This is a genomic window from Mycolicibacter terrae (assembly GCF_010727125.1).
Classification (GTDB): domain Bacteria; phylum Actinomycetota; class Actinomycetes; order Mycobacteriales; family Mycobacteriaceae; genus Mycobacterium; species Mycobacterium terrae.
In genome coordinates, this window is record NZ_AP022564.1 from 3,090,718 (window position 1) to 3,113,985 (window position 23,268).

At 69.3% G+C, this 23,268-nt stretch carries 18 protein-coding genes; 2 read left to right on the forward strand and 16 right to left on the reverse strand.

The genetic code is table 11. The features are described from left to right. Positions 1-8: 8 nt before the first annotated feature. The 3 genes from G6N23_RS14615 to dapC form a co-directional block, all read right to left on the reverse strand. Entirely contained in the window at positions 9-308 is a 300-nt protein-coding gene (locus G6N23_RS14615) for a PE family protein (protein ID WP_085262393.1), read from the reverse strand. A 376-nt stretch (positions 309-684) separates the two neighbouring features. After that, complete coding sequence (locus G6N23_RS14620) at positions 685-1,839, reverse strand: PPE family protein (protein WP_234808709.1); 1,155 nt, start codon at positions 1,837-1,839, stop codon at positions 685-687. A 317-nt stretch (positions 1,840-2,156) separates the two neighbouring features. Next, a complete protein-coding gene (gene dapC / locus G6N23_RS14625; protein ID WP_085262625.1) occupies positions 2,157-3,266 on the reverse strand; it encodes a succinyldiaminopimelate transaminase in 1,110 nt (369 codons plus the stop codon). Between the two features lie 153 nt (positions 3,267-3,419). Between dapC and G6N23_RS14630 the strand changes: the two genes are divergently transcribed. Both G6N23_RS14630 and G6N23_RS14635 read left to right on the forward strand, forming a co-directional pair. Further along, positions 3,420-3,968, forward strand: coding sequence for a PadR family transcriptional regulator (locus G6N23_RS14630; protein WP_085262626.1), 549 nt, complete (start codon positions 3,420-3,422; stop codon positions 3,966-3,968). 10 nt (positions 3,969-3,978) lie between these two features. Next, positions 3,979-6,021 (forward strand): NADPH-dependent 2,4-dienoyl-CoA reductase, encoded by a 2,043-nt coding sequence (locus G6N23_RS14635; protein WP_085262394.1) that lies wholly within the window; start codon positions 3,979-3,981, stop codon positions 6,019-6,021. Here G6N23_RS14635 and G6N23_RS14640 read toward each other — a convergent pair. From G6N23_RS14640 to G6N23_RS14700, 13 genes are all read right to left on the reverse strand, one after another. After that, complete coding sequence (locus tag G6N23_RS14640; protein ID WP_085262395.1) at positions 6,018-8,573, reverse strand: bifunctional FO biosynthesis protein CofGH; 2,556 nt, start codon at positions 8,571-8,573, stop codon at positions 6,018-6,020. The two genes, G6N23_RS14635 and G6N23_RS14640, sit on opposite strands and share 4 nt — an antisense overlap. A 67-nt stretch (positions 8,574-8,640) precedes the next feature. Continuing rightward, entirely contained in the window at positions 8,641-9,051 is a 411-nt protein-coding gene (locus G6N23_RS14645; protein ID WP_095174148.1) for a hypothetical protein, read from the reverse strand. 170 nt (positions 9,052-9,221) lie between these two features. After that, positions 9,222-10,148 carry an N-acetyl-1-D-myo-inositol-2-amino-2-deoxy-alpha-D-glucopyranoside deacetylase gene (mshB, locus tag G6N23_RS14650; RefSeq protein WP_085262397.1) on the reverse strand — a complete coding sequence of 309 codons (927 nt, stop codon included), beginning with the start codon at positions 10,146-10,148 and terminating at the stop codon, positions 9,222-9,224. A gap of 39 nt (positions 10,149-10,187) precedes the next feature. Further along, on the reverse strand, positions 10,188-10,988 hold the full coding sequence (locus tag G6N23_RS14655; protein WP_085262398.1) for a hypothetical protein: 801 nt from the start codon (positions 10,986-10,988) through the stop codon (positions 10,188-10,190). A 377-nt stretch (positions 10,989-11,365) separates the two neighbouring features. Beyond that, entirely contained in the window at positions 11,366-13,282 is a 1,917-nt protein-coding gene (locus tag G6N23_RS14660) for an ABC transporter family substrate-binding protein (protein WP_165758730.1), read from the reverse strand. Between the two features lie 23 nt (positions 13,283-13,305). Continuing rightward, entirely contained in the window at positions 13,306-15,189 is a 1,884-nt protein-coding gene (gene typA / locus G6N23_RS14665; RefSeq protein WP_085262399.1) for a translational GTPase TypA, read from the reverse strand. A gap of 84 nt (positions 15,190-15,273) precedes the next feature. Further along, on the reverse strand, positions 15,274-15,663 hold the full coding sequence (locus G6N23_RS14670) for a MarR family winged helix-turn-helix transcriptional regulator (protein WP_085262400.1): 390 nt from the start codon (positions 15,661-15,663) through the stop codon (positions 15,274-15,276). Between the two features lie 39 nt (positions 15,664-15,702). Continuing rightward, entirely contained in the window at positions 15,703-16,089 is a 387-nt protein-coding gene (locus tag G6N23_RS14675) for a RidA family protein (RefSeq protein ID WP_085262401.1), read from the reverse strand. A 36-nt stretch (positions 16,090-16,125) separates the two neighbouring features. Continuing rightward, complete coding sequence (locus G6N23_RS14680) at positions 16,126-16,458, reverse strand: DUF732 domain-containing protein (protein WP_085262402.1); 333 nt, start codon at positions 16,456-16,458, stop codon at positions 16,126-16,128. Further along, a complete protein-coding gene (gene narI, locus G6N23_RS14685; protein WP_085262403.1) occupies positions 16,455-17,198 on the reverse strand; it encodes a respiratory nitrate reductase subunit gamma in 744 nt (247 codons plus the stop codon). Before narI ends, G6N23_RS14680 begins: the two co-directional genes overlap by 4 nt. Then, complete coding sequence (gene narJ / locus G6N23_RS14690) at positions 17,195-17,863, reverse strand: nitrate reductase molybdenum cofactor assembly chaperone (protein ID WP_109560213.1); 669 nt, start codon at positions 17,861-17,863, stop codon at positions 17,195-17,197. The genes narI and narJ overlap by 4 nt, the downstream gene beginning before the upstream one ends. Beyond that, on the reverse strand, positions 17,860-19,470 hold the full coding sequence (gene narH, locus G6N23_RS14695) for a nitrate reductase subunit beta (protein WP_085262404.1): 1,611 nt from the start codon (positions 19,468-19,470) through the stop codon (positions 17,860-17,862). Before narH ends, narJ begins: the two co-directional genes overlap by 4 nt. Next, a complete protein-coding gene (locus tag G6N23_RS14700) occupies positions 19,470-23,201 on the reverse strand; it encodes a nitrate reductase subunit alpha (protein WP_085262405.1) in 3,732 nt (1,243 codons plus the stop codon). Before G6N23_RS14700 ends, narH begins: the two co-directional genes overlap by 1 nt. Positions 23,202-23,268 lie beyond the last annotated feature (67 nt).

The window sequence follows — 23,268 nt, forward strand, 5'->3', positions numbered from 1 at the left end:
GTGGTGAACTAACCCGCCGCAGCGGCGTTGACCGCTTCGGTCGCCGCGTACGACTCGGAGCTCAGCGCCAGGGTTCGCACGAACGCGTCATGAATCGCGGTGGCCTGCGCGCTGACCTCCTGATAGGCCTGTGCGTGAGCGGCGAACAGGGCTGCGGTCAAAGCCGATACCTCGTCGGCCGCTGCCGGCGCCAACACGGTGGTCGGGCCCGCGGCGGCCGCGTTCTGCGCGGCCACCACCGAGCCGATACCCCGCAGTCCACTGGCGGCGGCCGCCAATGCTTCCGGTTGGGTGTTGACGAACGACATCGACCACTCCTAATTGTTCTCCGCGCCAGCGCACTTCATCGACTTTGTGTACCTGTCAGCCTAAGCGGACCCCAACCCGCGGGCCCGCGGGCGGCGTCGAGGCCACCGCCGCCGCACGACCTCATCCGGCGGTCGCTTCAGGTTCACCCGTATGTCACGCAACCGGCCTTGAACACCGCGAATGCAGTGGAGCTGAGCGCCAGATCGGTTGGCGCCGGGCGCCGGAACTTGCGACATCAGAGAAAGAATCCCAACGCGGATAATGTCTTCGGCCATGCGGGGCGAGCTTTGTGTTGCCGGCACAAACGAGGCATCCGCCGACGGCCGTTGTGTCGCTCGGGATATTCCAGCAGGCGATGGCTACTACCGCAGCCCGCTAGCCGCCTACGGGGCTGTGCGGTAATACGTTGTAGCGGAACCCATATCGGTTGACGTAGCCGTCACTGCGCCTGCGTGCGCCGGCGCTCATCGGCATTCCCCGCAACAGTCCCCCGGGCTGGTTCTCGACGGTGCCGGACGCGGGAACAGGCTGCGGCACCGATGCGCCCGGACTCGGCGCCGGCGCCGCGGCAGCCCAACCGGGCGGCACCGATAACTTCCCCACGGTTCCGGCTCGGCCGAAACCGGCCGAGGTCGCCCCGGCTGATCCCCCTGCACCGGCCGCGACGGGCAGCGCCGGCACGATCGGCGGAGCCACCGCCGGAGCGGCGGCAGATGCCGGTGGCACAAGCGCTTTCGAGATGCCGAGAAGGTTGGCCGGTGTGGAGGCAAGCCGCTGCACCACCTGCTCGGTGGTGGTGAAGTTCTTCAAGATCTGGGGCAGGTGCGCCTTGAGTTCCTCCCACGTCGCCGACTGCGACGGCGAGGTGGCAAGCCTCTCCAGCGCCTCGCGGATCACGGCGACCAGATCCGTCGAGGCCCGCTGCTGAGCAGCAGACCCGACGGCCTGGGCGAGGGCTGTCTGCTGACGGTCCGCCCCGGTCGCTGCGGTGGTCGCCGGTGGTGTTTCGAACGGTGTCACCGTCGAGGCGACCCGGGACGCCCCCGCGTAGCCGTACATCACCGCGGCGTCCTGCGCCCACATCTCGACGTACTGCGCTTCGGTGGCAGCGATCGCGGAGCTGTTCTGCACCAGCAGATTCGTGGCCACCAGTAGACTCAGCAGACTCCGATTGGCTGCTACCTCTGATGGTGGAACGGTTGCCGCATAAGCTATTTCGTAGGCGCCGACGACAGCGCGGGCGTAGCCGGCGGCCTGCTCGGCGTGGGTGGCGGTGCTGCTCATCCACGACACGTAGGGCCCGACTGCGGCAAGCATCGCCAGCGCCGAGGGTCCCCACCACGAAGCGTCGACCACCTGGGAGATCAGCGACTGATACAGCTCGGCCGCCGAATGCAGTTCATCGGCGAGCGCACCCCAGGCAGATGCGGCACCCAACAGCGGTGCCGACCCGGCACCGGAATACATCCGTGCCGAATTGATCTCCGGCGGCAACGCTCCGAAGTCCATCACCACAACCCCCGCACCCATCTAAGGACCTGGACCCCGCCGCCCTCGAACTCCGCGTCGCCGTCCGCGGCGGTCGACTTGCCGGTGACGTTAATACGATCTCCGCGTCGGTCTTGCCGGCCGGCGGGGTTCCGGTGCTGACGCCGGCGTGCGCCGCATCCTCGGTGCCGCCGGCCCGCGCCACCGCAAAGCACACCCGGCACCACAGCGGTTACCTGTATGAACACCCGGGATGGTGGCCCGCTGAGGCCCCGGCGGCGCTCCCCGGCGGGGCGGTCCGAACCGTCGTCTCGCAGATAGAATCTCGCGGTGCGATAAGTCCGCCGACAGTGTTGTCTTCAGCGATGCGATCCGAGCCGGTGGGCCGCCGCGGCGATCCGCTCGTCGGTGGCGGTCAACGCCACCCGGACGTGCTCGGCGCCGGCCGGCCCGTAGAACTCCCCGGGCGCCACCAGGATGCCGCGCTCGGCCAGCCAGCCCACGGTGCGCCGGCACGCCTCGCCGCGGGTGGCCCACAGGTACAGCCCGCCCTGGGACAGATCGACGGTGAAGCCGGCCGCGCGCATCGCCGGCAGCAGCATCTCGCGGCGGCGCGCGTATCGGCCGCGCTGTTCGCGTTCGTGCACGTCGTCGTCGAGCGCGGCGATCATCGCCGCCTGCACCGGGCTCGGCACCATCATCCCGGCGTGTTTGCGCACCGCGAGCAGCTCGGCCACCACCGCTTCGTCGCCGGCGACGAAGCCGGCCCGGTAGCCGGCCAGCGAGGAGGTCTTCGACAGCGAGTGCACCGCCAGCAGACCTCTGTGGTCGCCGTCGCACACCTGCGGGTGCAGGACGGACCGCGGCGCCGGGTCATCCCAGCCGAGCCCCAGGTAGCACTCGTCGGAGACCAGCAGCACCGCGTTCTCGCGCGCCCAGCCGACAAGCGCACGCAGCTCGTCGGTGGTCAGGATGGCTCCGGTGGGGTTGCTGGGTGAATTCAGGTAGACCACCGCCGGGGGCGCCCCGTCGAGTCGCTGCGGCGTGTCACTGCGAACCCACGGCGCCCCGGCCAGCCGGGCGCCCACCTCATAGGTCGGATAGGCCAGTTCCGGAACGACGACCGTGTCCTCGCCGCCGAGGCCGAGCAGGGTCGGAAGCCACGCGATGAGCTCTTTCGTACCGATCACCGGCAAGACCGCCGACTCCGCGAGACCGGTGATTCCGTAGCGGCGGGCCAGCGCCGCGACCGCCGAGGCCCGCAACCCAGGAGTGCCGGCCGTGGTGGGATAACCCGGCGCCGAGGAGGCCGCCGCCAGCGCGTCCCGGATGACCGGGGCGACGGGATCGACGGGGGTGCCCACCGACAGGTCGACGATGCCGTCGGGGTGCGCCTTGGCCAGCGCCGTCACCTCGGCCAAGGTGTCCCACGGAAACGTCGGCAGCGAGGCTGACCTGCCGCCGGGCACGGGGCTCACGGGGCTGCGGCCAAACGCGGCGGAGTCATCGGTTCCTGATATTAACCGCGTTACCGCGGCGACCGGCACCACCCACCCGGCTATGCACACAGTTGCAGTGCAACTAGTTGCATAGGTGGGGTGCGGCTGCCTATGCTCACGCTCGTGGCCCTTCCCCACGCGATCCTGGTGTCGCTGCGCGAGCAGGCCGGCTCGGGCTATGAGCTCGCCCACCGGTTCGACCGCTCGATCGGGTACTTCTGGAGCGCCACCCACCAGCAGATCTATCGCACGCTGCGCACCATGGAAGCCGACGGCTGGGTGCGCGCCACCGAGGTGGCCCAGCGTGGCCGCCCCGACAAGAAGGTCTACACCGTCGCCGAGGCGGGCCGGGCCGAGTTGGCCCGCTGGATCGCCGCACCGCTCGCCGGACGCGGAAATTCGGTGGTGGACAACCGGTTGCGGGAGCTGGCGGTCAAGCTCCGCGGCGTCTGCTACGGGGATGCCGCCGCGGTGCGCGAGCAGGCGGTCACCCTGCGGGCCGAGCGTTCCGCGCGGCTGGACGTCTACCGGGCCCTGGAGAAGAGGCAATTCCCCGATCCCGGCTCGCTGACCGGGCCCGCCTTGCACCAGTACCTGGTGCTGCGCGGCGGGATCCGGGCGGAGGAGAGCGCGATCGGCTGGCTCGACGAGGTCGAGGAAGCACTGCGGTGAAGGCGGCACTGTGACAAACGAATCCACCAATCCCTACCCGATCCTGTTGTCCCCGTTGGATCTGGGGTTCACCTCCCTGGCCAACCGGGTGGTGATGGGTTCGATGCACACCGGTCTGGAGGATCGCGCCGCCGATATCGGCAAGCTGGCCGAATACTTCGCCGAGCGGGCCCGCGGCGGCGTCGGGTTGATCATCACCGGCGGGTACCCACCGAACCGGACGGGCTGGCTGCTGCCGTTCGCCTCGGCGATGATCACCTCCGCCGACGCGCGCCGCCACCGGCGGGTCACCGATGCGGTGCACGAGGCGGGCGGCAAGATCCTGCTGCAGGTCCTGCACGCGGGACGCTATGCCTACCACCCGTTTTCGGTCAGTGCTTCGGCGATCAAGGCGCCGATCAACCCGTTCCGGCCACGGGCGCTCTCGTCGCGGGGCGTCGAATCGACCATCGCCGACTTCGCCCGGGCCGCCGAACTGGCCCGCGAGGCCGGCTATGACGGGGTCGAGATCATGGGCAGTGAAGGGTATCTGCTGAATCAGTTCCTGGCGCCGCGCACCAACAAACGCACCGACCGCTACGGCGGCACCGCGGCCAACCGGCGCAGATTCCCGGTGCAGATCGTGGCCCGCACCCGCGCGGCGGTGGGGCCCGATTTCATCATCTGCTACCGCATGTCGATGGCCGACTACGTCGAAGAGGGCCAGAGCTGGGATGAAGTCCTCGCGCTGGCGACCGATGTGCAGGCCGCGGGGGCCACCCTGATCAACTCCGGCTTCGGCTGGCACGAGGCCCGGGTGCCGACCATCGTGACGTCGGTGCCCGGCGGCGCATTCGTCGACATCTCCCACGCGGTCGCCGAGCACGTCACCATCCCGGTGGTGGCGTCCAACCGGATCAACATGCCGCAGGCGGGCGAGCAGATCCTCGCCGAGACCTCGGTGCAGCTGATCTCGATGGCCCGCCCGATGCTCGCCGATCCGGACTGGGTGCGCAAGGCCGCCGCCGGCCGGGCCGACGAGATCAACACCTGCATCGCGTGCAACCAGGCCTGCCTGGACCACGCCTTCGTACACAAGAAGGTCTCGTGTCTGGTCAATCCCCGGGCCGGTCACGAGACCACGCTGGTCCTGCGCCCGGCGCGGCAGCGCCGGCGCATCGCGGTGGTGGGCGCCGGACCGGCCGGGTTGTCGGCGGCGGTGACGGCCGCCGAGCGCGGCCACGAGGTGACGCTGTTCGAGGCGAACCAGTTCATCGGCGGCCAATTCGACCTGGCCAAGCGGATTCCCGGCAAGGAGGAGTTCGCCGGGACGATTCGCTACTACACCACGATGCTGGACAAGCACGCGGTGACGCTACGGCTGGGCAGTCGCGCGCATGTCGAGGAATTGACCGGCTTCGACGAGGTGATCCTGGCCACCGGGGTAAAGCCCCGGATCCCGCGGATCCCCGGCATCGAGCATCCGATGGTGCTGTCCTACGCCGAGGCCATCGCCGGCCGGCCGGTGGGAGCGTCGGTGGCGGTGATCGGCGCCGGGGGGATCGGCTTCGACGTCAGCGAATTCCTGGTCGTGGGGAACGCGGAGTGCTCACCGACGCGCAACCTCAAGGAGTGGAAGGCCGAGTGGGGTGCCGCCGACCCCTGGGAGGCCCGCGGAGCGCTGCTGCCACCGAACCCGGCGCCACCGGCGCGACAGGTCTACCTGTTGGCCCGCACCGCGGGGTCGCAGGGCCGCAAGCTGGGCAAGACCAGCGGTTGGGTGCACCGCGCGTCGCTGAAAGCCAAAGGTGTCCAGCAGCTCTCCGGGGTGAGCTATGAGCGGATCGACGACGACGGGCTGCACATCAGCCACGGTCCCGGGAACTCACGCCGCCAGGTGCTGGCCGTGGACAACGTGGTGATCTGTGCCGGGCAGGAGCCGGTGCGCGACCTCGAGGACGGACTGCGGATGCGCGGGGTGAGCCCGCACGTGATCGGCGGGGCGGCGCTGGCGACCGAGCTGGACGCCAAGCGGGCCATCAAGCAGGGCACCGAGCTGGCCGCGCGCCTCTAGGCGGTCTCGGCTCGCGAGGGCGCGGGCGCGTAGTCGGTGGTGCGCTGCCGGGCCGGGCGGCCGATGCCCTCGGCGATCCCGACCAACTCGGCGATGGTCTTGGCCGAACCGTGCTCGGAGCCGGCCATCCGGGAGATGGTTTCTTCCATCAAGGTGCCGCCCAGATCGTTGGCCCCGCCGTTGAGCATCACCTGGGTGCGCTCGACGCCCAGCTTGACCCAGCTGGTCTGGATGTTGGGGATACGACCGTGCAGCATGATCCGCGCCAGCGCGTGCACCGCGCGGTTGTCGCGGTGGCTGGGGCCGGGCCGCGCTCCGCCGGCCAGATACAGCGGCGAACTCTGGTGCACGAACGGCAGCGGCACGAACTCGGTGAAACCGCCGGTTCGGTCCTGGATGTCGCGCAGCACCCGGAAATGCCCTATCCAGTGCCGCGGCGAATCGATGTGGCCGTACATCATCGTCGAGCTGGACCGCAGTCCGACCTCGTGCGCGGTGGTGACCACCTCGACCCACATCGAGGTCGGCAGCTTGCCCTTCGTCAGCACCCAGCGGATCTCGTCGTCGAGGATCTCCGCGGCGGTGCCCGGGATACTGCCCAGGCCGGCCTCCCGCAGGCTGATCAGCCACTCGCGAATACTCAAGCCGCTCTTGGACACCCCGTTGGTGATCTCCATCGGCGAGAAGGCGTGCACGTGCATCGAGGGCACCCGCTTCTTGACCGCGCGCACCAGATCGGCATAACCGGTGACCGGCAGCTCCGGGTCGATCCCGCCCTGCATACAGACCTCGGTGGCGCCGGCCAGGTGCGCTTCGTAGGCGCGTTCGCCGACCTCGGCGTTGGACAGCGAGAATGCGTCGGCGTCTCCCTTGCGTTGGGCGAACGCGCAGAACCGGCAACCGACGTAGCAGATGTTGGTGAAGTTGATGTTGCGGTTGACCACGTAGGTCACGTCATCGCCGACGACTTCGCGACGCAGTGAATCCGCCAGCGCGGCAACAGCGTCCAGCGCCGGACCATCCGCGGTGGCCAGGGCCAGATATTCGGCGTCGGTACAGCCGGCCGGGTCACGCTCTGCCGAGCGCAGAGCGGCCAGCACGTCGGTGTCGACACGTTCGGGGGCGCGGGCGGCCAGTTCGTGGATCTGTTCGCGGATGGACTCCCAGTCCCCGAATGCGCTGCCCAGGTCACTGCGGGTCTCGGTCGCCCGCCCATCGACGTCGATCGCGGTGTGCAGGTCCACCCGACCGGTGGACTGCACGTCGTCGGGCTCCTGCCAGGCCAGCCCGACCGGGTTGACCTCGCGCGCCCAACCGGTGGCCGGGTCGGCCAGCGCGGCGACATGCGGGCGCACCCGCGGATCGATCCATGCCGCTCCGGCCTGCACGTAATCGGGTTGGGCGGTCAGCCGCTGCACCAGGTCGTAACCGGCCCGCTCGGTGACCGCGGCCAGATCATCCAGCGCCGGCCAGGGCCGCTCCGGATTCACGTGATCGGGTGTCAGCGGCGACACCCCGCCCCAGTCGTCGACCCCGGCGCCGATCAGCGCCAGGCACTCGTCGGCCGAGACCAGATTGGGCGGGGCCTGCACCCGCATCTTCGGGCCCAGCACCAGCCGGGTCGCCGCCACCGTGGCCAGGAAATCCTCGAAGCCCGCGTCGGGCGTCGACGCCATCGCGGTGTGCTCCTTGGCCCGGAAGTTCTGCACGATCACTTCCTGGATGTGCCCGAACTCCTTGTGCACCTTGCGGATCGCGTGCATGGTGTCGGCACGTTCGGCCAGTGTCTCGCCGATGCCGACCAGCAGGCCGGTGGTGAAGGGGATCGAGAGCCGGCCCGCGTCGGCCAGCGTGCGCAGTCGCACCGCCGGGTCTTTGTCGGGGCTGCCGTAGTGCGCCAGCCCCTTGGTTTCGAACAGCCGCCGCGACGTGGACTCCAGCATCATGCCCATCGACGGCGCCACCGGCTTGAGCCGCGACATCTCCGACCAGCTCATCACACCGGGGTTCAGATGCGGCAGCAGGCCGGTCTCCTCCAGCACCCGGATGGCCATCGCCCGGACATAGGCCAGCGTGCTGTCATAGCCCCGCTCGTCGAGCCACTGCCGCGCTTCGGGCCACCGCTCCTCGGGCCGGTCCCCCAGGGTGAACAGCGCCTCCTTGCATCCCAATTCCGAGCCGCGGCGGGCGATCTCGAGGATCTCGTCGGGCCCCAGGTACATCTGCTTGCCCTGCGCCCGCAGCACGCCGGGCACGGTGACGAAGGTGCAGTAGTGGCAGGTGTCGCGGCACAGGTGGGTGACGGGGATGAACACCTTGCGCGAATAGCTGACCGGCAGCCGGCCGCCCGGCCCGCGCCGGCCGCCGGACACCAGGCCGGCGTCCCGCACCCGGGCCGCGCTTGCACAAAGGTCGGCCAGGTCAGCGCCTCGCGCCGTCATCGCGATGGCGGTTTCGTCGACGTTCAGCAGTACGCCGTCGCGGGCCCGCCGCAGCACGCGGCGCAGCGCCGACGAATTCGTCATCCGCGCGCCCCCCGCAATCTCGCGCATGCCATATCCGCCACAGTAGTCGGCGCGCCAACCGAGCCGACGGGCGCAGGTCGCGCCCGCCCCACTGTCAGGGTCCGCCGGCCGGCCGGCCGACCGACAGTGCCTGGCGGCGGCGCCACAACAACCACCCCGGCGGTGCGCTGCCCAGCACGATCATCAGCAACACGCCGTATGCCATCACGCCACGGTCGGCGAAGATCAGGTCGTCGCCCGGGCCGCCGAACGTCATCAGCGCGATCGCCAGCAGCCAGGACCACAGCGGCAGCGCGGCCAGCCGCAGCGACGACGTGCAGCGCAGGGCGATCCACACTAGGGCGGCGTTGACCAGGCCCCCGACCAGGGCGCTGAGCGGGAACGGGACGGCGCCGATGTGCGCCGGTAGCAGCAGGGCGGTGGACACGGCGCAGAGCACACCGTCGACGGCCAGCAGGGCCAGTACCGGGTAGTTGACCGCCGGACCGGGCGGATCGGTAGTCATCGCGGGCTCGGTGAGCGGCGCGACCGGGCTCAAGTGGGGATGCTGTCCAGCTGGCTGACCAAGGAGCCGACCATCCACTGGTAGCTGTCCAGCCACCACTGCCAGTGCTCCAAGTTCGGGTCCAGATCGGGATCCATGCCTACGCCCTTACGTCAATGTCGGGGACTCGCTCAGCAGGAGCTTACCCCCTGCCCGGCGGCGCCGAGCCCAAGTCCGGCCAGCAGATCGGTTTCCCAGCCCCGCGCATCGCGCGGACCGGCGCTGCCAGCCGCCAGCACGTAGTGCTCGCTGTCCAAGATGGGCTGAGCCACGTTGTTGGACAACGCAAACGCACGGCCGGTGGGCCCGACGGCGACCTGGGTGGCATGCGCCGCCATGGCCGCCACCTTGGCCGGGAGTGACCCGGCGGCCTCGATGACCGCGTCAATCCGTTCGTCGGGAAACTCCCCGACCGTGCCGGCGGCGTCGTCGTCCCGGGGCAGCGTCCAGTGCGGCAGACGGTCGGCGTCGCGCAGTGCCCGCCGGGCGGCCCGCGAGGCGCTGGCGGCGGTCACCGTCCAGTAGAACTTCGGCGTGTCCCAGCCCGGGCCGGGCCCGGCGTTGCCGTCTGCCGCGGCCGCCACCGCCGCGGTGGTGACCCGATGGGCGTGCACATGGTCGGGATGGCCGTAACCGCCGTGCGGGTCATAGCTCACCACCACGTGCGGACGCAGCCGCCGGATGACCTCCGCCAGGGCCGCGACGGTCTCGGCGTCGTCGGCGTCGATGAACCGCTGCTGTCGCCGGGGCGGGGTGCCGTCCATTCCGGAATCACGCCAGCGTCCGGCGCCGCCGAGGAACTGCGGTGGACCGACGCCCAGTTCCCGCAGCGCGGCGGCGAGTTCGCCGATCCGGTAGCCGCCGAGCTGGTCGGCCTGCTCCACCGCCAGCTGCGCCCAGCGATCCCCGATGACCTCGCCCTCTTCGCCGAGTGTGCAGGTCACGACGTGCACGTCCGCGCCACGGGCGGCGTAATGGGCGATCGTCGCACCGGTGGTCAGCGTCTCGTCGTCGGGATGGGCGTGCACGAACAGCAGCCGCGGAGTCTGATCCGACACGGCCCGAACTCTACCGATCGGCGAGATGGCGCCCGGCGATCAGAAGATACCGAGGATGAAGCTCGCCAGATAGCCGGGAATGTCGAGGTCGGTCAGCAGCAACGCGAGGTTGTCGTGCAGAACCGCGGAGACCACGTCCGGGCTGAATGAGGCCAGCAGGGCGTCCCAATCGGCCCCGAACGCGGCGACGCCCGGATCGAAGTCACCGAACAGGCTGTTCTGCAGTTCGGCACTGCCCAGATCGATGCCGAGCAGGCTGTTCAGCGCCTGCTCGTTCTGAGCCACGATCGAGTTGTTGGCGATGAAGATGAAGTGGGCGATCTCGCTGGCGGGACTGCCGTCGTCGAACTGTCCGACGACACCCAGCTGCGCCTCCATCAGGGCGCTGTTGAACGCCAATTCCGCGGTGGCAATGCCGCTGAGGAGCGACTGGTAGGCGGCCGGAAGGTCCTGCAGGGCCATCGAGATGCCGGCGAAGGCGCTGGTGGCCACGCTGCTGGCGGCTTGCTCGGTGCCGCCGAAGACGCCGACCGTCGGAGCACCGAAAGCGCCCAGGTCGGGCCCCATGGGGATCGCGCCCGCCACGCTTTGCGCGTCGAATCCCCCGCCGCCGCCCAGCAGGGCGTTCAGCGCGCTCTCGTCCAGGTCGCCGGCGTTGAAGGTCGACCCGTCGCCGAGATCCCCTTCGCCGTTGCCCGTCAGCACGTCCCCCAGGGAGATCTGCGGTATGTCGCCGCTGCCGCTGCCGGTCATGTCCGGGCGGACGTGGTTCTCGATGGTCTCGATGACCGGGTTCGCGTCGACGTTCGCCGCGACCATGTCGAAGTCGTGAATCTGCACGTCAGGCGGGGACTGCGTCGCTGGAGTCAGTGCCGCGACCAATCCACCGACGGCGAGCGCTGCAGCCGCTACGCTGGCGCACCGGTGAGCGAGGTGTTCCATAACCCATCCCCTCCACGTGTCGGCGTGCAAGCTGCTTAATAATATCCAAGGATTGTCTGTGCGCAAGACGCGGATCGGTCCGATTCCCGGCCGGGCGGCGGCGCTGCTGCACCCGCGGTAGGGCACTCGAGGTAGCGCACCCGCGCGCCTCGCGGCCCTGAATCGGCGGCCGCGACCCCTCGGAGCCGTCTCTCAGCAAACCGGAAGTATTGGCTTGGCCGATCTCTCGCGATGCGGCCGGGCACGATGGCGCAGCCCCGGCACGATCGACCGACCTACGGCCGCTTCACCCAGATGCCGGCGTCACCGACGATGCCGACCGGCACCGCCCCGGACAGGCTGACGTTCGCCACGCTCGGGCCGACGGCCACGATCGTGGTGTCCTGCAGAATCGGCAGCACCGTCGCCATGTTCCAGAGCCGGGGTTCGACGGCTGCGATCACCTCGCTGATGGACTTGCTGCCGTCGAGCGCCGCATCGATCTCGGTCTGGATGCCGTGGTCGCAGACACCGGTGATGTTCGACGGAGCCTGCACCAGCGCTCCGGAACCGGCCGGGCGCGGTGGAGGCTTCGATGTCGGGGTGGTCGGCTCGGCGACGGGTGCCGGCGACTGCGGGGCCGGGGCTGCCGGGGCCGGAGACGGGGGCGGAGCGCCGGACGTCGGCACGGTGGTGGTCTCCAGCGCGATACAGCCGTAACGCGACGCCAGCAGCGTCGCCAGGTCGCCCCCGGCCTGCTGCCAGCCGACGATGGCGTCGACCTGATGGGTCAGAAGCGCCTCGCGGTAGAGCTTCACCGGGTCCAGCGGCAGCACGGTGGCCGCGATCCCCACATTGCGCAGTTGGTCGGCGGCGGTGTTGGCCACGGCCACCGAGGTCGGGTCGTTGGCCGCCACCCCGATGACCAGTGACAGCTGCTCGCCGCCCTTGCTGATTCGCCCGCGGGTGATCTCCGGCGAGTGCGGCGGGGTGGGCTCGGCGCCCGCCGGTGGGACCAACGCGGACGGCGGAGCATCCTTCTCGACCCGGTAGCCGGCCGCCTGCAGCAACGCGAGCGCCGCCGCGTCGGACATGGCCGGCGGCGCGGTCGGCACGTAACCGGGGTCGCTGGGGGTGCGGATCTGGGCCTGGGCCAGGGTGACGGTGTTGTCGCTGCCGGCCCCCACCGTGGCCAGCAGTCCGACGTCGAGCAGCCCCAGCAGCGCCCGGCGGACCCGGACGTCCGCCAGCTTGGGTTCGGCGGCCCGCAGCGCCAGTTGCATCACCCGCGGCGTGACCACCCGGGAGGTCTGCACCCCCGGGATCACCGACAGTTGGGCGAAGGCCGCCGAGCCGCCGTGCACCTGGGCCACCTGGGTGTCACCGTTGCGGATGGAGTCGGCCAGGGCGGCCGGCGATCCGGCCCGGCGGAACAGAACCAGATCCGGCTTGGCCGGTGGGCCCCAGTAGCGGTCGTTTCGGGCGAGCAGGATCGCGTCACGCTGCGGGTCGATGTTCTCGACCCGGAACTGGCCGCCGGTGACCGGCAGCGCCCGGGCCAGCCCGGCCGGGAAACCGCCCGGCACATCCTTGACGATGTGCGCCGGCAGGATATTGCTGAACAGCTCCCGCCAGGCCGGATACGGCTTGGCGAAGGTGACCACCACCTGCTTGCCGCCGTCGACGGAGTGCACGCCGGTGATCAGGTCATAACCCGCCGGGTCGACGACGCCCGGCTGGCTGACCATCTGCTGCCACAGGTACCAGAAGTCGTCGGCGGCGATCGGTGCGTTGTCGGTCCAGGACGCCTCGGGCCGAATCCGGTAGCTCACGGTGAACGGCGCCTCGTCGGTCACCTCGGCCGACACCAGCAGCGTCGGGTCCATCTCCCAGCGGGAACCGGTCGGCGCGCCGGGATCCCGGATGGGCCGGAAGGCGCTCGGCAGCACCAGCGCGCTGATGGCCGCGGTGACCGCCGACAGATCGGAGCGCAGGTGCGGGTTGAAGCCGGCACCGATCGAGTCGATGCCCATGATGATCTGGCTGATCCGCTGCGGCGGGGGCGCGGTGCTTTTCGGAGTCTCGGTGCTCTGCGGCGCCGGTGGCGGATTGACCGTGCACGCCGCCGTGGCCTGCGTCAACACCAGCAGCATCGCCGAAACCAGGGCGCCCGCCGTCAGATGAGCTCGGCGGACGGGTTTCGGCACGGCCACCAGGGTATCCGGGCAGCCCAAATCTATTGGTTCTTGGCCCGCGCGCGGCTGCGCGCCCGCAGCGTCGAATCCAGCTCGACCTTGCGCACCCGCACCACCTCCGGGGTGACCTCGACGCACTCGTCGACGGCGCAGAACTCCATCGCCTGCTCCAGGTCCAGCTCGATCGGCCTGGCCAGCGTCTCCATCACGTCCGCCGTCGAGGACCGCATGTTGGTCAGCTTCTTCTCTTTGGTGACGTTGATGTCGAGGTCCTCGGCACGGGGGTTGATCCCCACCACCATGCCCTGATAGGTGTCCTGCCCCGGCTCGACGAAGAACTGTCCGCGGTCGGCCAACTGGATCAGTGCGAAGGGCGTGATGGATCCGGCCCGGTCGGAGACCAGCGAGCCGCTGTGGCGGGCGCGGATCTCGCCGGCCCACGGCTGGTAGCCGTCGAAGACCGCGTTGGCGATGCCGGTCCCGCGGGTCTCGGTGAGGAAGTCGGTGCGCCAGCCGATCAGGCCGCGGCTGGGGATGATGAACTCCATCCGCACCCAACCGGTGGTGTGGTTGGCCATCTCGGTCATCCGGCCCTTGCGGGCCGCCGCCAGCTGGGTGATGGCGCCGACGTATTCCTCGGGGCAGTCGACGGTCAGGTGCTCGAACGGCTCGTGCACCTTGCCGTCGATCTTCTTGGTCACCACCTGCGGTTTGCCGACGGTCAGCTCGAAGCCCTCGCGGCGCATCTGCTCGACGAGGATGGCCAGCGCCAGTTCGCCACGGCCCTGCACCTCCCAGGCGTCCGGGCGCCCGATGTCGACCACCCGGACCGACACGTTGCCGACCAGCTCGGTGTCCAGACGTGACTTGACCATCCGCGCGGTCAACTTGTGCCCGGAGACCTTGCCCGCCAGCGGCGAGGAGTTGGTGCCGATGGTCACCGAGATCGCCGGCTCGTCGACGGTGATGCGCGGCAAGGGGACCGGATCGGCGGTGTCCGCCAGGGTGTCACCGATCATGATGTCGGCGATCCCGGCGACGGCGATGATGTCACCGGCGGCGGCCTCCTCGGTCGGCGTGCGTTCGACGCCGACCGTGACCAGCAACTCGGTGATCTTGGCCGTGGTGGTCACCGGCTCGCCGTCGACCTCGCGCATCCAGGCGACCTGCTGGCCCTTGCGGATGCGGCCGTTGTGGACCCGGATCAGCGCAAGCCGGCCCAGGAACGCCGAGGCGTCGAGGTTGGTGACCAGCGCCTGCAGCGGCGCGTCGGGGTCGCCCGAGGGCGGCGGCACATGCTCGAGCAGCACGTCGAAAAGTGGATCGAGGTTCTCGCCGTCCGGGACCGAGCCGTCGGCGGGGGCGGTGGTGCTGGCCACCCCGGCACGGCCGGACGCGTAGAGCGTCGGCAGCCCCAGCGCGTGCTCGGCGGCGGCCTGCGCCTCGTCGTCGAGATCGCTGGCCACATCGAGCAGCAGATCGTGGCTGGCGTCGACCACCTCGCCGATGCGGGCGTCGGGGCGGTCGGTCTTGTTGACCACCAGGATCACCGGCAGATGTGCGGCCAGCGCCTTGCGCAGCACGAACCTGGTCTGCGGCAGGGGGCCCTCGGATGCGTCGACCAGCAGCAGTACCCCGTCGACCATCGACAGCCCGCGCTCCACCTCCCCGCCGAAGTCGGCGTGGCCCGGGGTGTCGATGACGTTGATGACGGTGACGGTCCCGTCGGGGTGGTGGCGATGTACGGCCGTGTTCTTGGCCAGGATAGTGATGCCCTTTTCCCGCTCCAGGTCTCCGGAGTCCATCACCCGGTCGGCGGCCTCCCCGCGTTCGTGCAGGGCACCGGATTGGCGGAGCATGGCGTCGACCAGAGTCGTCTTGCCGTGGTCTACGTGCGCGACGATGGCGACGTTACGAAAGTTCACCGGGCGATTCTGCCAGCGCAACCCGTCAATCGCGAAAACGAGAGGGCCGAAGCCGCCAAGGTCACAGTCCGTTCCCAGGCCGGTTCACAGCCCCAGCGGGGACTCGGCACTGAACCGTTCCAGCTCCTGCAGGTGCAGCTCGGTCAGCGATTGCAGGCGCTCCGCAGCCGCCTCGGTGAGCTGCAGCCGGATCACCCGCTGGTCTTCGCTGTCGCGGACTCGGGTGACCAGCCCGGCCGCTTCGGCGCGCTGGATCAGCTCGCCGGCACTGTGATGGCGCAGCAGCAGGTATTCGGCAACGTCACCGACCGTCGGACCCCGCGAGTCGCCGTGACCGCGGACCGCCAACAGCAGTTGGTGCTGCGCGGGGGTGAGCCCGGCGGCCTGGGCCTGGTCAGCGCTCCAGCGCTCGAAGCGGCGCAGCCGAGTCCGGAAGGTGAGCAACCGGGCGTAGACGTCGTCAGGCAGGGCCACGCCGGTAACTTTATGCCGCCCCTCCCGGTCGCGCGGCAATCAGCGCAGCCGCGCGGTGACCTGAATCTCGACCGCGGCCCCCGCAGACGCCAATTCGGATATCCCGACGGCGGTCCACGCCGGGAAGGGAGCGGCGACGAAGGCGTCCTTGACCGCGCAGAACTCGTCGAAGTGCGCGGCGAGACCGACGTGGTACGTGGTCATCTCGATGACGTCGGCGAAGCCGAGGCCCACCTCCGCCAGCAGGCCGCGAAGGTTTTCAAAGGCCTGAGTGAATTGCTCCGTCAGGTCTTCGGGCACGGTCAGGTCCGGACGGAGGCCGATCATGCCCGAGCAGCGCAGGTGGTCGCCGTCGATGACCGCCGGCGCGAAGTGATGGGCATCGTGCATCGGCTGCATCCAGGCCGGGATGACGGTGCGTTTCATGAGATCTCCTGCCGGTTCAGCGCACGTGACGAACCGCTACGGCGTTCCCCCGGCAGCGTTCTGCACCAGTTGATCCGGGCAGTACGACCGTGCGGAGATCCCGACGAAGATGGTCCCGTGCTCGGTCGTCAAACCCGGATTACGTTCCTTGAGGCCCTCGAGCACCTCCGGGCTCGGCTTGCCCTCCGCGATGAACTTGCACACCATCTTGGCGGTGACGATGGCTTGATCGCCGCGGTTGTAGGTGATGCCGGCCGCCTGCAGAGCCGCGAGGAAGTCGGTGTCGACGTCCGACGGCTCGGCCTGCGCGGGTCCACCCAGGCCGATCATCATCACCAGCGCGCCCAGCGGCGCCGCGAGGGATCTCACCAGCCCCGCCGCGGCGGCCGGGAGCCCATCGGCTGATTCTTCTTCGCGAAGTCGCGGCTGCGATAGACGATGTAGGGCCGGAACAGGTAGCCGATCGGCGCGCTGAACGCGTGTACCAGACGGGTGAACGGCCACAGCGCGAACAGGGCCAGCGCGATCATCACGTGCACCTGGAAGTACAACGGCGCCTGCATCATCAGGTCACCGCGCGGATTCAGCGCGAAGATCGACCGGAACCAGACCGAGACCGTCTCCCGGTAGTCGTGTTCCTCCCCGTAGGCGGTGGTGCCCATCAGGGTGCAGCTCATGCCGACCACCAGCGCACACACCAGCACCGCGTACATCAGCTTGTCGTTGACGCTGGTGGCCTTGAACACCGATCGCTCGGTGCGGCGACGATAGATCAGCAACGCGACACCGACCAGCGTGGCGATGCCGGCGGGAAGCCCGAGGATCAGTGCCTGCATGTGGTAGAGCCGGTCGCTCATCCCCAGTGCGCGGGTCCACGACTCCGGGACGAACAGCCCCACGATGTGCCCGGCGATCACCACGAAACTGCCGAAATGGAACATCGGGCTGCCGATCCGCAGCAGCTTGGACTCATAGAGTTGCGACGAGCGCGTGGTCCAGCCGAACTTGTCGTATTTGTACCGCCACCAGGTGGCGACACCGGCGATGGCCGCCACGAAATACGGCCCGATGTCCCACCACAGCTCCGCGGCGTTTCCGGTCGTCGTCACCGCGCCGGCACCTTCGGCATGCCGAGCGAAACGGTCGCCGAGTACGGCTCCAGCCCAACGGCTTCGGCCGGCGGGCCGGACGCCATCAGCTCGCTCACGTTCTGCACCTCCTGATCAGTCGCCGCCGGTAGTGTCTCGCACACGGCGGCCAGCGTGTAGGCATACGGGGATTCCGCTTCGCTCAGCGACTTGTGCAGGACGTCGATCGGCGCCCGGTGCGCCAGCAGCAACTGGCGTCCGGCCTCGGGGTCGACGGTCGCGGCGAACTCCAGCACCACCGGCAGGTGATCGGGCGCCTCCCCGGCGGGCGGCTCGGCGCCGGCCTCGCGGTAGGCGGTGGCGAAGGCCAGCATCTGCACGCCCCGGTTGCGGGTGTCCCCGCCGGTCCAGTAGGTCAGAAACATCGTCGAACGCCGCCGCATGTCGAAGGTTTCGACATAGTCGACCGCAGCCGCCATCGGATCAGTGGCGCGCAGCGCGGTCACGGTGCGCTGCAACAGATCCGCCGGCGTCGCATCCGCGTGGGCGAGCAGCGCTTCGACGGTGTCGAGCCGCTGGTGCAGGTGTTCGTCGGGATAAGCCAGCATCAGCGACGCCGCCTGCCACACGGCGCGGTCGCCGGGCCCGCCGGGTTGGCGCCGCAGAGACCGCAGGAACCGCTTCACTGGTGCTCCGGGAACATCTCGGGCACCGCTTGATCGCCGCCACCCCAGTTGAGCAGGTTGGTCCGGCCCCGCGGCCGCTGCGCGTGTCCGCCGTTCTCGACCATGTGGAACGACGACCCGCTTTGTTCGTCGGCGCCCACGAACGGGTCCTCCTCGTGGCCGTTCGGACCACCGGTGATGGAGCATCCCATGTGTTCGAGCTCGTGCGCCTTCTGGCTGTAGGCCGTCGGAATCACATACCGCTCTTCGTATTTCGCGATCGCCAAGAGCCGGTACATGGAATACATCTCCTCCTCGGTCATGCCGACCGAGGCGGGGATGTGCGGCTGGGTCTCCCGACCCAGGCTGATGTCGCGCATGTAGGAGCGCATCGCCGCCAGGCGGCGCAGCACGTCTTCGATGATGGCCGTGTCGCCGGCGGTGAACAGTTCGGCGAGGTAGGCCATCGGAATGCGCAGCGCTTCGAGGGCGCCGAAGAGGTTGCCCAGTTCCTCACCGTCGTGCCCGTCCCGGCTGACCGCGTCGACGACCGGCGAGAGCGGCGGGACGTACCAGACCATCGGCAGGGTGCGGTACTCCGGGTGCAGCGGCAACGCCACCTTGTAGGTGTTGATCAGCGCGTAGATCGGCGAACGCTGGGCGGCCTCGATCCAGGTGTCGGAGATCCCCTCGGCGCGCGCGCCGGCGATCACCGCCGGGTCGGTCGGGTCCAGGAACACCGCGCGCTGCGCCTCATACAGGTGGGTGTCGTTCTCCACCGACGCCGCCTCGAGGACCTTGTCGGCGTCGTAGAGCACCAGCCCGATGTAGCGCAGCCGCCCGACACAGGTCTCCGAGCAGACCGTGGGCAGGCCGACTTCGATACGGGGATAGCAGAAGTGGCACTTCTCGGCCTTGCCGGTTTTGTGGTTGAAGTACACCTTCTTGTACGGGCATCCCGACACGCACAACCGCCAACCGCGGCAGCGGTCCTGGTCGACCAGCACGATGCCGTCTTCTTCGCGTTTGTAGATCGCCCCGGTCGGGCACGACGCCACGCACGACGGGTTCAGGCAGTGCTCGCAGATCCGCGGCAGGTAGAACATGAAGGTTTCTTCGAACTCGCTTTTGACCTGGTCACTGACCTTCGCCAGGATCGGGTCGTTGACCAGGTTCTCCGGCGAACCGGCGAGGTTGTCATCCCAGTTGGGCCCCCACTCGATCTTCATCGGATCGCCGGTGATCGAACTGCGGGGCGCGGCAACCGGGATGGTGTCGCCCAGCGGGGCCGAGGTGAGGTTCTCGTAGTCGTAGGTCCACGGTTCGTAGTAGTCCTTCAAACCGGGCAGGTTGGGATTGGCGAAGATGTTCAGCAGCTTGTGGACGCGTCCGCCGGCCAGCAGCCGCAACCGGCCCTTCTTGTCCAGCGTCCAGCCGCCCTTCCAGCGACTCTGGTCCTCGTAGCTGCGCGGATACCCTCCGCCCGGGCGGGTTTCGACGTTGTTGAACCACACGTACTCGGTGCCCTCGCGGTTGGTCCAGGCCTGTTTGCAGGTCACCGAGCAGGTGTGGCACCCGATACATTTGTCCAGGTTCATCACCATGGCCATCTGAGCCATAACCTTCATCAGTAACGAACCTCCTGGGTGCGGCGACGCACCACCGTCACCTCGTCGCGCTGGTTGCCGGTCGGTCCGAGGTAGTTGAACGCGAACGCGTGCTGGCCGTAGCCGCCGGCGAGATGGCTGGGCTTGACCCGGATCCGGGTCAGCGAGTTGTGCGTGCCGCCGCGCTTGTTGTTGGTCTCGGCCCGCGGGGTGTCGACGGTGCGCTCCTGCACGTGGTAGACGAACACCACCCCGTCCGGCATCCGCTGGCTCACGATCGCGCGGCCGACGAACACCCCGTTGACGTTGACCGCTTCGATCCAATCATTGTCTTTCACACCGATTTTCGCGGCGTCCCCGGGACTCATCCACATGGTCGGCCCGCCCCGGGACAACGACAGCATGTAGAGGTTGTCCTGGTAGGTGGAGTGGAACGACCACTTCGAGTGCGGGGTCAGATACCGCACCGTGATGCCGATGCCGTCGCCGACCTCGCCGAATTCGGGGGCGTCGAACAGCCGCACCATGTCCAGCGGCGGCCGGTACACCGGCATGTGCTCGCCGAGCTCCTCGATCCAGTCGTGCGCGGTGTAGAAGTGCATCCGGCCGGTCAGGGTGTGGAACGGCTTGAGGCACTCGATGTTGATGGTGAAGGGCGCGTAGCGCCGGCCGCCGGTCTCACTGCCCGACCATTCCGGGCTGGTGATCACCGGCACCGGACGGGCCTGGGTGTCGGCGTAGGTGATCCGCTTCTCCTCGCTGCCCTCCGACAGGTGTGCCAGCCGCTGGCCGGTGCGCTTCTCCAGGGCGCGGAAGCCCTCCGTCGCGATCCGGCCGTTGGTGGTGCCCGACAACGCCAGCACGGTGTCGGCCATCCGGGTCGCGGTGGTCAGCGCCGGCCTGCCCTCGCCGGCACCGGATTTCATCACTCCGAACCTGGCCGCCAGGTCCTCGACCTCTTCGTCCGGGAACACGGTGTAGCCCTTGGTGGTCAGCCCCAAGGTGTCCACCAGCGGGCCGAGCGACTGCCACTTGTCGTGAATCGCCGCATAATCGCGTTCCACCACGGTGACCTTGGGCATCGTCTTGCCGGGGACGGGTGTCTCGCCGGTGTTGAGCCAATCGCGTTCGGTGCCCTCGGGATAGGCCATCGCGTCGGCGGTGTCGTGCAGCATCGCGGTGAGCACGACATCGCTGCGGACACCCAGGTGCTTTTTGGCCAGGCCACTGAAGGTCCGCGCGATCGCACCGAAGGCGTCGTAGTCGCTGCGGGTCTCCCACGGCGGGTCGATCGCCGCGCTGAACGAGTGCACATACGGGTGCATGTCGGTCGATGACAGGTCGGCCTTCTCGTACCAGGTCGCCGCGGGCAGCACGACGTCGGACATCAACGTGGTCGAGGTCATCCGGAAGTCGATCGACATCAGCAGATCGAGCTTGCCTTCGGGAATGTCGCTGTCCCAGCGCACATTCTGCGGCTTCACCCCACCGGCCGGCGGCTCCCCCAGCACGCTGGCGTCGGTGCCGAGCAGGTGCTTGAGGAAGTACTCGCCACCCTTGCCCGAGGCGCCGATCAGGTTGGCCCGCCACACCGTGAGCACCCGCGGCCAGTTCACCGGGTTGTCCGGGTCGGTCACCGAGAGCTTCAGCTCACCGGAGGCGAGTTGCTCGGCGACGTACTCGCCGGCATCGCGGCCGGCGGCCTCGGCCGCATCGGCCACGTCCAGGCTGGACTTGTCGAACTGCGGGTAGAACGGGCTCCAGCCCATCGCCGTCGCCGACGCCAGGAGGTCCATGGTGTGCTTGCCGTCGAACCGTCCGCGGCCCAGCGGGGTGGTCAGCTTGTCGGCCCCGTAGGCGTCGTAGCGCCACTGGTCGGTGTGCGCATACCAGTACGAGGTGCCCGGAACCTGCCGCGGCGGCCGCGACCAGTCGTTGCCCGCCGCCATCGTGGCCCAGCCGGTCAGCGGACGCACCTTCTCCTGGCCGACGTAGTGCGCCCAGCCGCCGCCGTTGCGCCCCATCGACCCGGTCAACATCAGCAGCGCCAGCACCGCGCGATAGGTGGCGTCGCCGTGGAACCACTGGCAGATCCCGCTGCCCATGATGATCATCGAGCGGCCGCCGGAATCCAATGCGTTCTGGGCGAATTCGCGGGCAACCCGGATCGCCTGGGCGGCCGAGACCCCCGTAATCGGCTCCTGCCAGGCCGGGGTGTTGACCTGCGTGCCGTCTTCGTATCCGGTAGGCCATTCGCCCGGCAGCCCGGGACGGCCCACCGAGTAGTTGGCCAGCATCAGGTCGAAGACCGTGCAGACCAGGTGCTCGCCGACCTGGCGGACCGGCACCCCGCGCTCGACGACGGTGCCGTGGCCGTCCACGGTGTCGAAGCCGGGCAGCGACACCAGCGCGGTGCGCCGGTGCCCGTTGTGGGCCGCCGGGTCGAGCACGGTCAGGGCCGGTCGCACATCGCCGAGGTCGAGGTTCCACTTGCCCATGCCCTCGTCGCCCCACCGGAAGCCCAGCGAGCCACCCGGCACGACGACGTTGTCGGTGACTTCATCGACCAGGGCCGGTTTGAACGCGGCGTTCTCGGTATTCGCAAGGTCCCCGCCCAGATCGGCGGCGGTCAGGTTCTTGCCCGGCACCAGCCGGCCGTCGCGTTCCTCCAGCTTGATCAGGAACGGCAGGTCGGTGTAGCGGCGCACGAAGTCGGTGAAGAACGGCACTTCCTTCTTGACGTAGCACTCGGTGAGGATGACGTGGCCCATCGACATGGCCAGCGCGCCGTCGGTGCCGGCCGCGCAGGGCATCCATTCGTCGGCGAACTTGGTGTTGTCGGCGTAGTCCGGGCTGACACTGACCACCTTGGTGCCGCGGTAGCGCACCTCGACCATCCAGTGCGCGTCGGGGGTGCGGGTGATCGGGACGTTGGAGCCCCACATCATCAGGTATGCGGCGTCCCACCAGTCCCCGGACTCCGGGACGTCGGTCTGGTCGCCGAACACCTGCGGCGACGCGACCGGCAGGTCGGCGTACCAGTCGTAGAACGATGTCATCACGCCGCCGAGCATCTGGATGAACCGGGAGCCGGCGGCGAACGACACCATCGACATCGCCGGGATCGGCGAGAAGCCGGCGATCCGGTCGGGGCCATGGGCCTTGATGGTGTGTACGTGCGCGGCCGCGATCATCTCGGTCGCTTCGGCCCAGGTCACCCGCACCAGCCCGCCCATGCCGCGGGCCTGCTGGTAGCGCCGGCGGCGTTCGGGGTCGGCCTGGATATCGGCCCAGGCCAGCACCGGGTCGCCCAGGCGCGCCTTGGCCTCCCGGAACATCTCGACCAGCGGCCCCCGAGCGTAGGGGTAGCGGATCCGGGTCGGCGAGTAGGAGTACCAGGAGAACGAGGCGCCGCGCGGGCAGCCGCGGGGCTCGTACTCGGGCCGGTCCGGGCCCACCGAGGGATAGTCGGTCGCCTGGTTCTCCCAGGTGATGATCCCGTCCTTGACGAAGATCTTCCACGAGCACGACCCGGTGCAGTTCACCCCGTGGGTGGACCGGACCACCTTGTCGTGGCTCCAGCGGTCCCGGTAGAAGATGTCGGCCTCGCGGCCGCCCCGGCGGGTGACGGCGCGCCGATCCGCCGAGACCTCACCCGGCGTGAAGAACCGGCCGCTGCGCTGCAGCAGGTCCTCCAGCGGACCACCGATATGGGCCGCAGAGGGCGATGCGGGCGGCGTAGCGCGTGTCATCGGAGTTCTCCTTAGAGGTCGCCGCACTCCAGCGGTTCAGGTAGCCAGCCGGGACGTCGCAGCACAC

What these genes read in the sequence shown, in the direction of transcription:
- G6N23_RS14615 (WP_085262393.1), bottom strand. Translation starts at nt 308, where the DNA reads ATGTCGTTCGTCAACACCCAACCGGAAGCATTGGCGGCCGCCGCCAGT.
- G6N23_RS14620 (WP_234808709.1), bottom strand. Translation starts at nt 1,839, where the DNA reads ATGGGTGCGGGGGTTGTGGTGATGGACTTCGGAGCGTTGCCGCCGGAG.
- G6N23_RS14640 (WP_085262395.1), bottom strand. Translation starts at nt 8,573, where the DNA reads ATGCGCGAGATTGCGGGGGGCGCGCGGATGACGAATTCGTCGGCGCTG.
- G6N23_RS14645 (WP_095174148.1), bottom strand. Translation starts at nt 9,051, where the DNA reads ATGACTACCGATCCGCCCGGTCCGGCGGTCAACTACCCGGTACTGGCC.
- G6N23_RS14675 (WP_085262401.1), bottom strand. Translation starts at nt 16,089, where the DNA reads ATGAAACGCACCGTCATCCCGGCCTGGATGCAGCCGATGCACGATGCC.
- narH (WP_085262404.1), bottom strand. Translation starts at nt 19,470, where the DNA reads ATGAAGGTTATGGCTCAGATGGCCATGGTGATGAACCTGGACAAATGT.
- G6N23_RS14700 (WP_085262405.1), bottom strand. Translation starts at nt 23,201, where the DNA reads ATGACACGCGCTACGCCGCCCGCATCGCCCTCTGCGGCCCATATCGGT.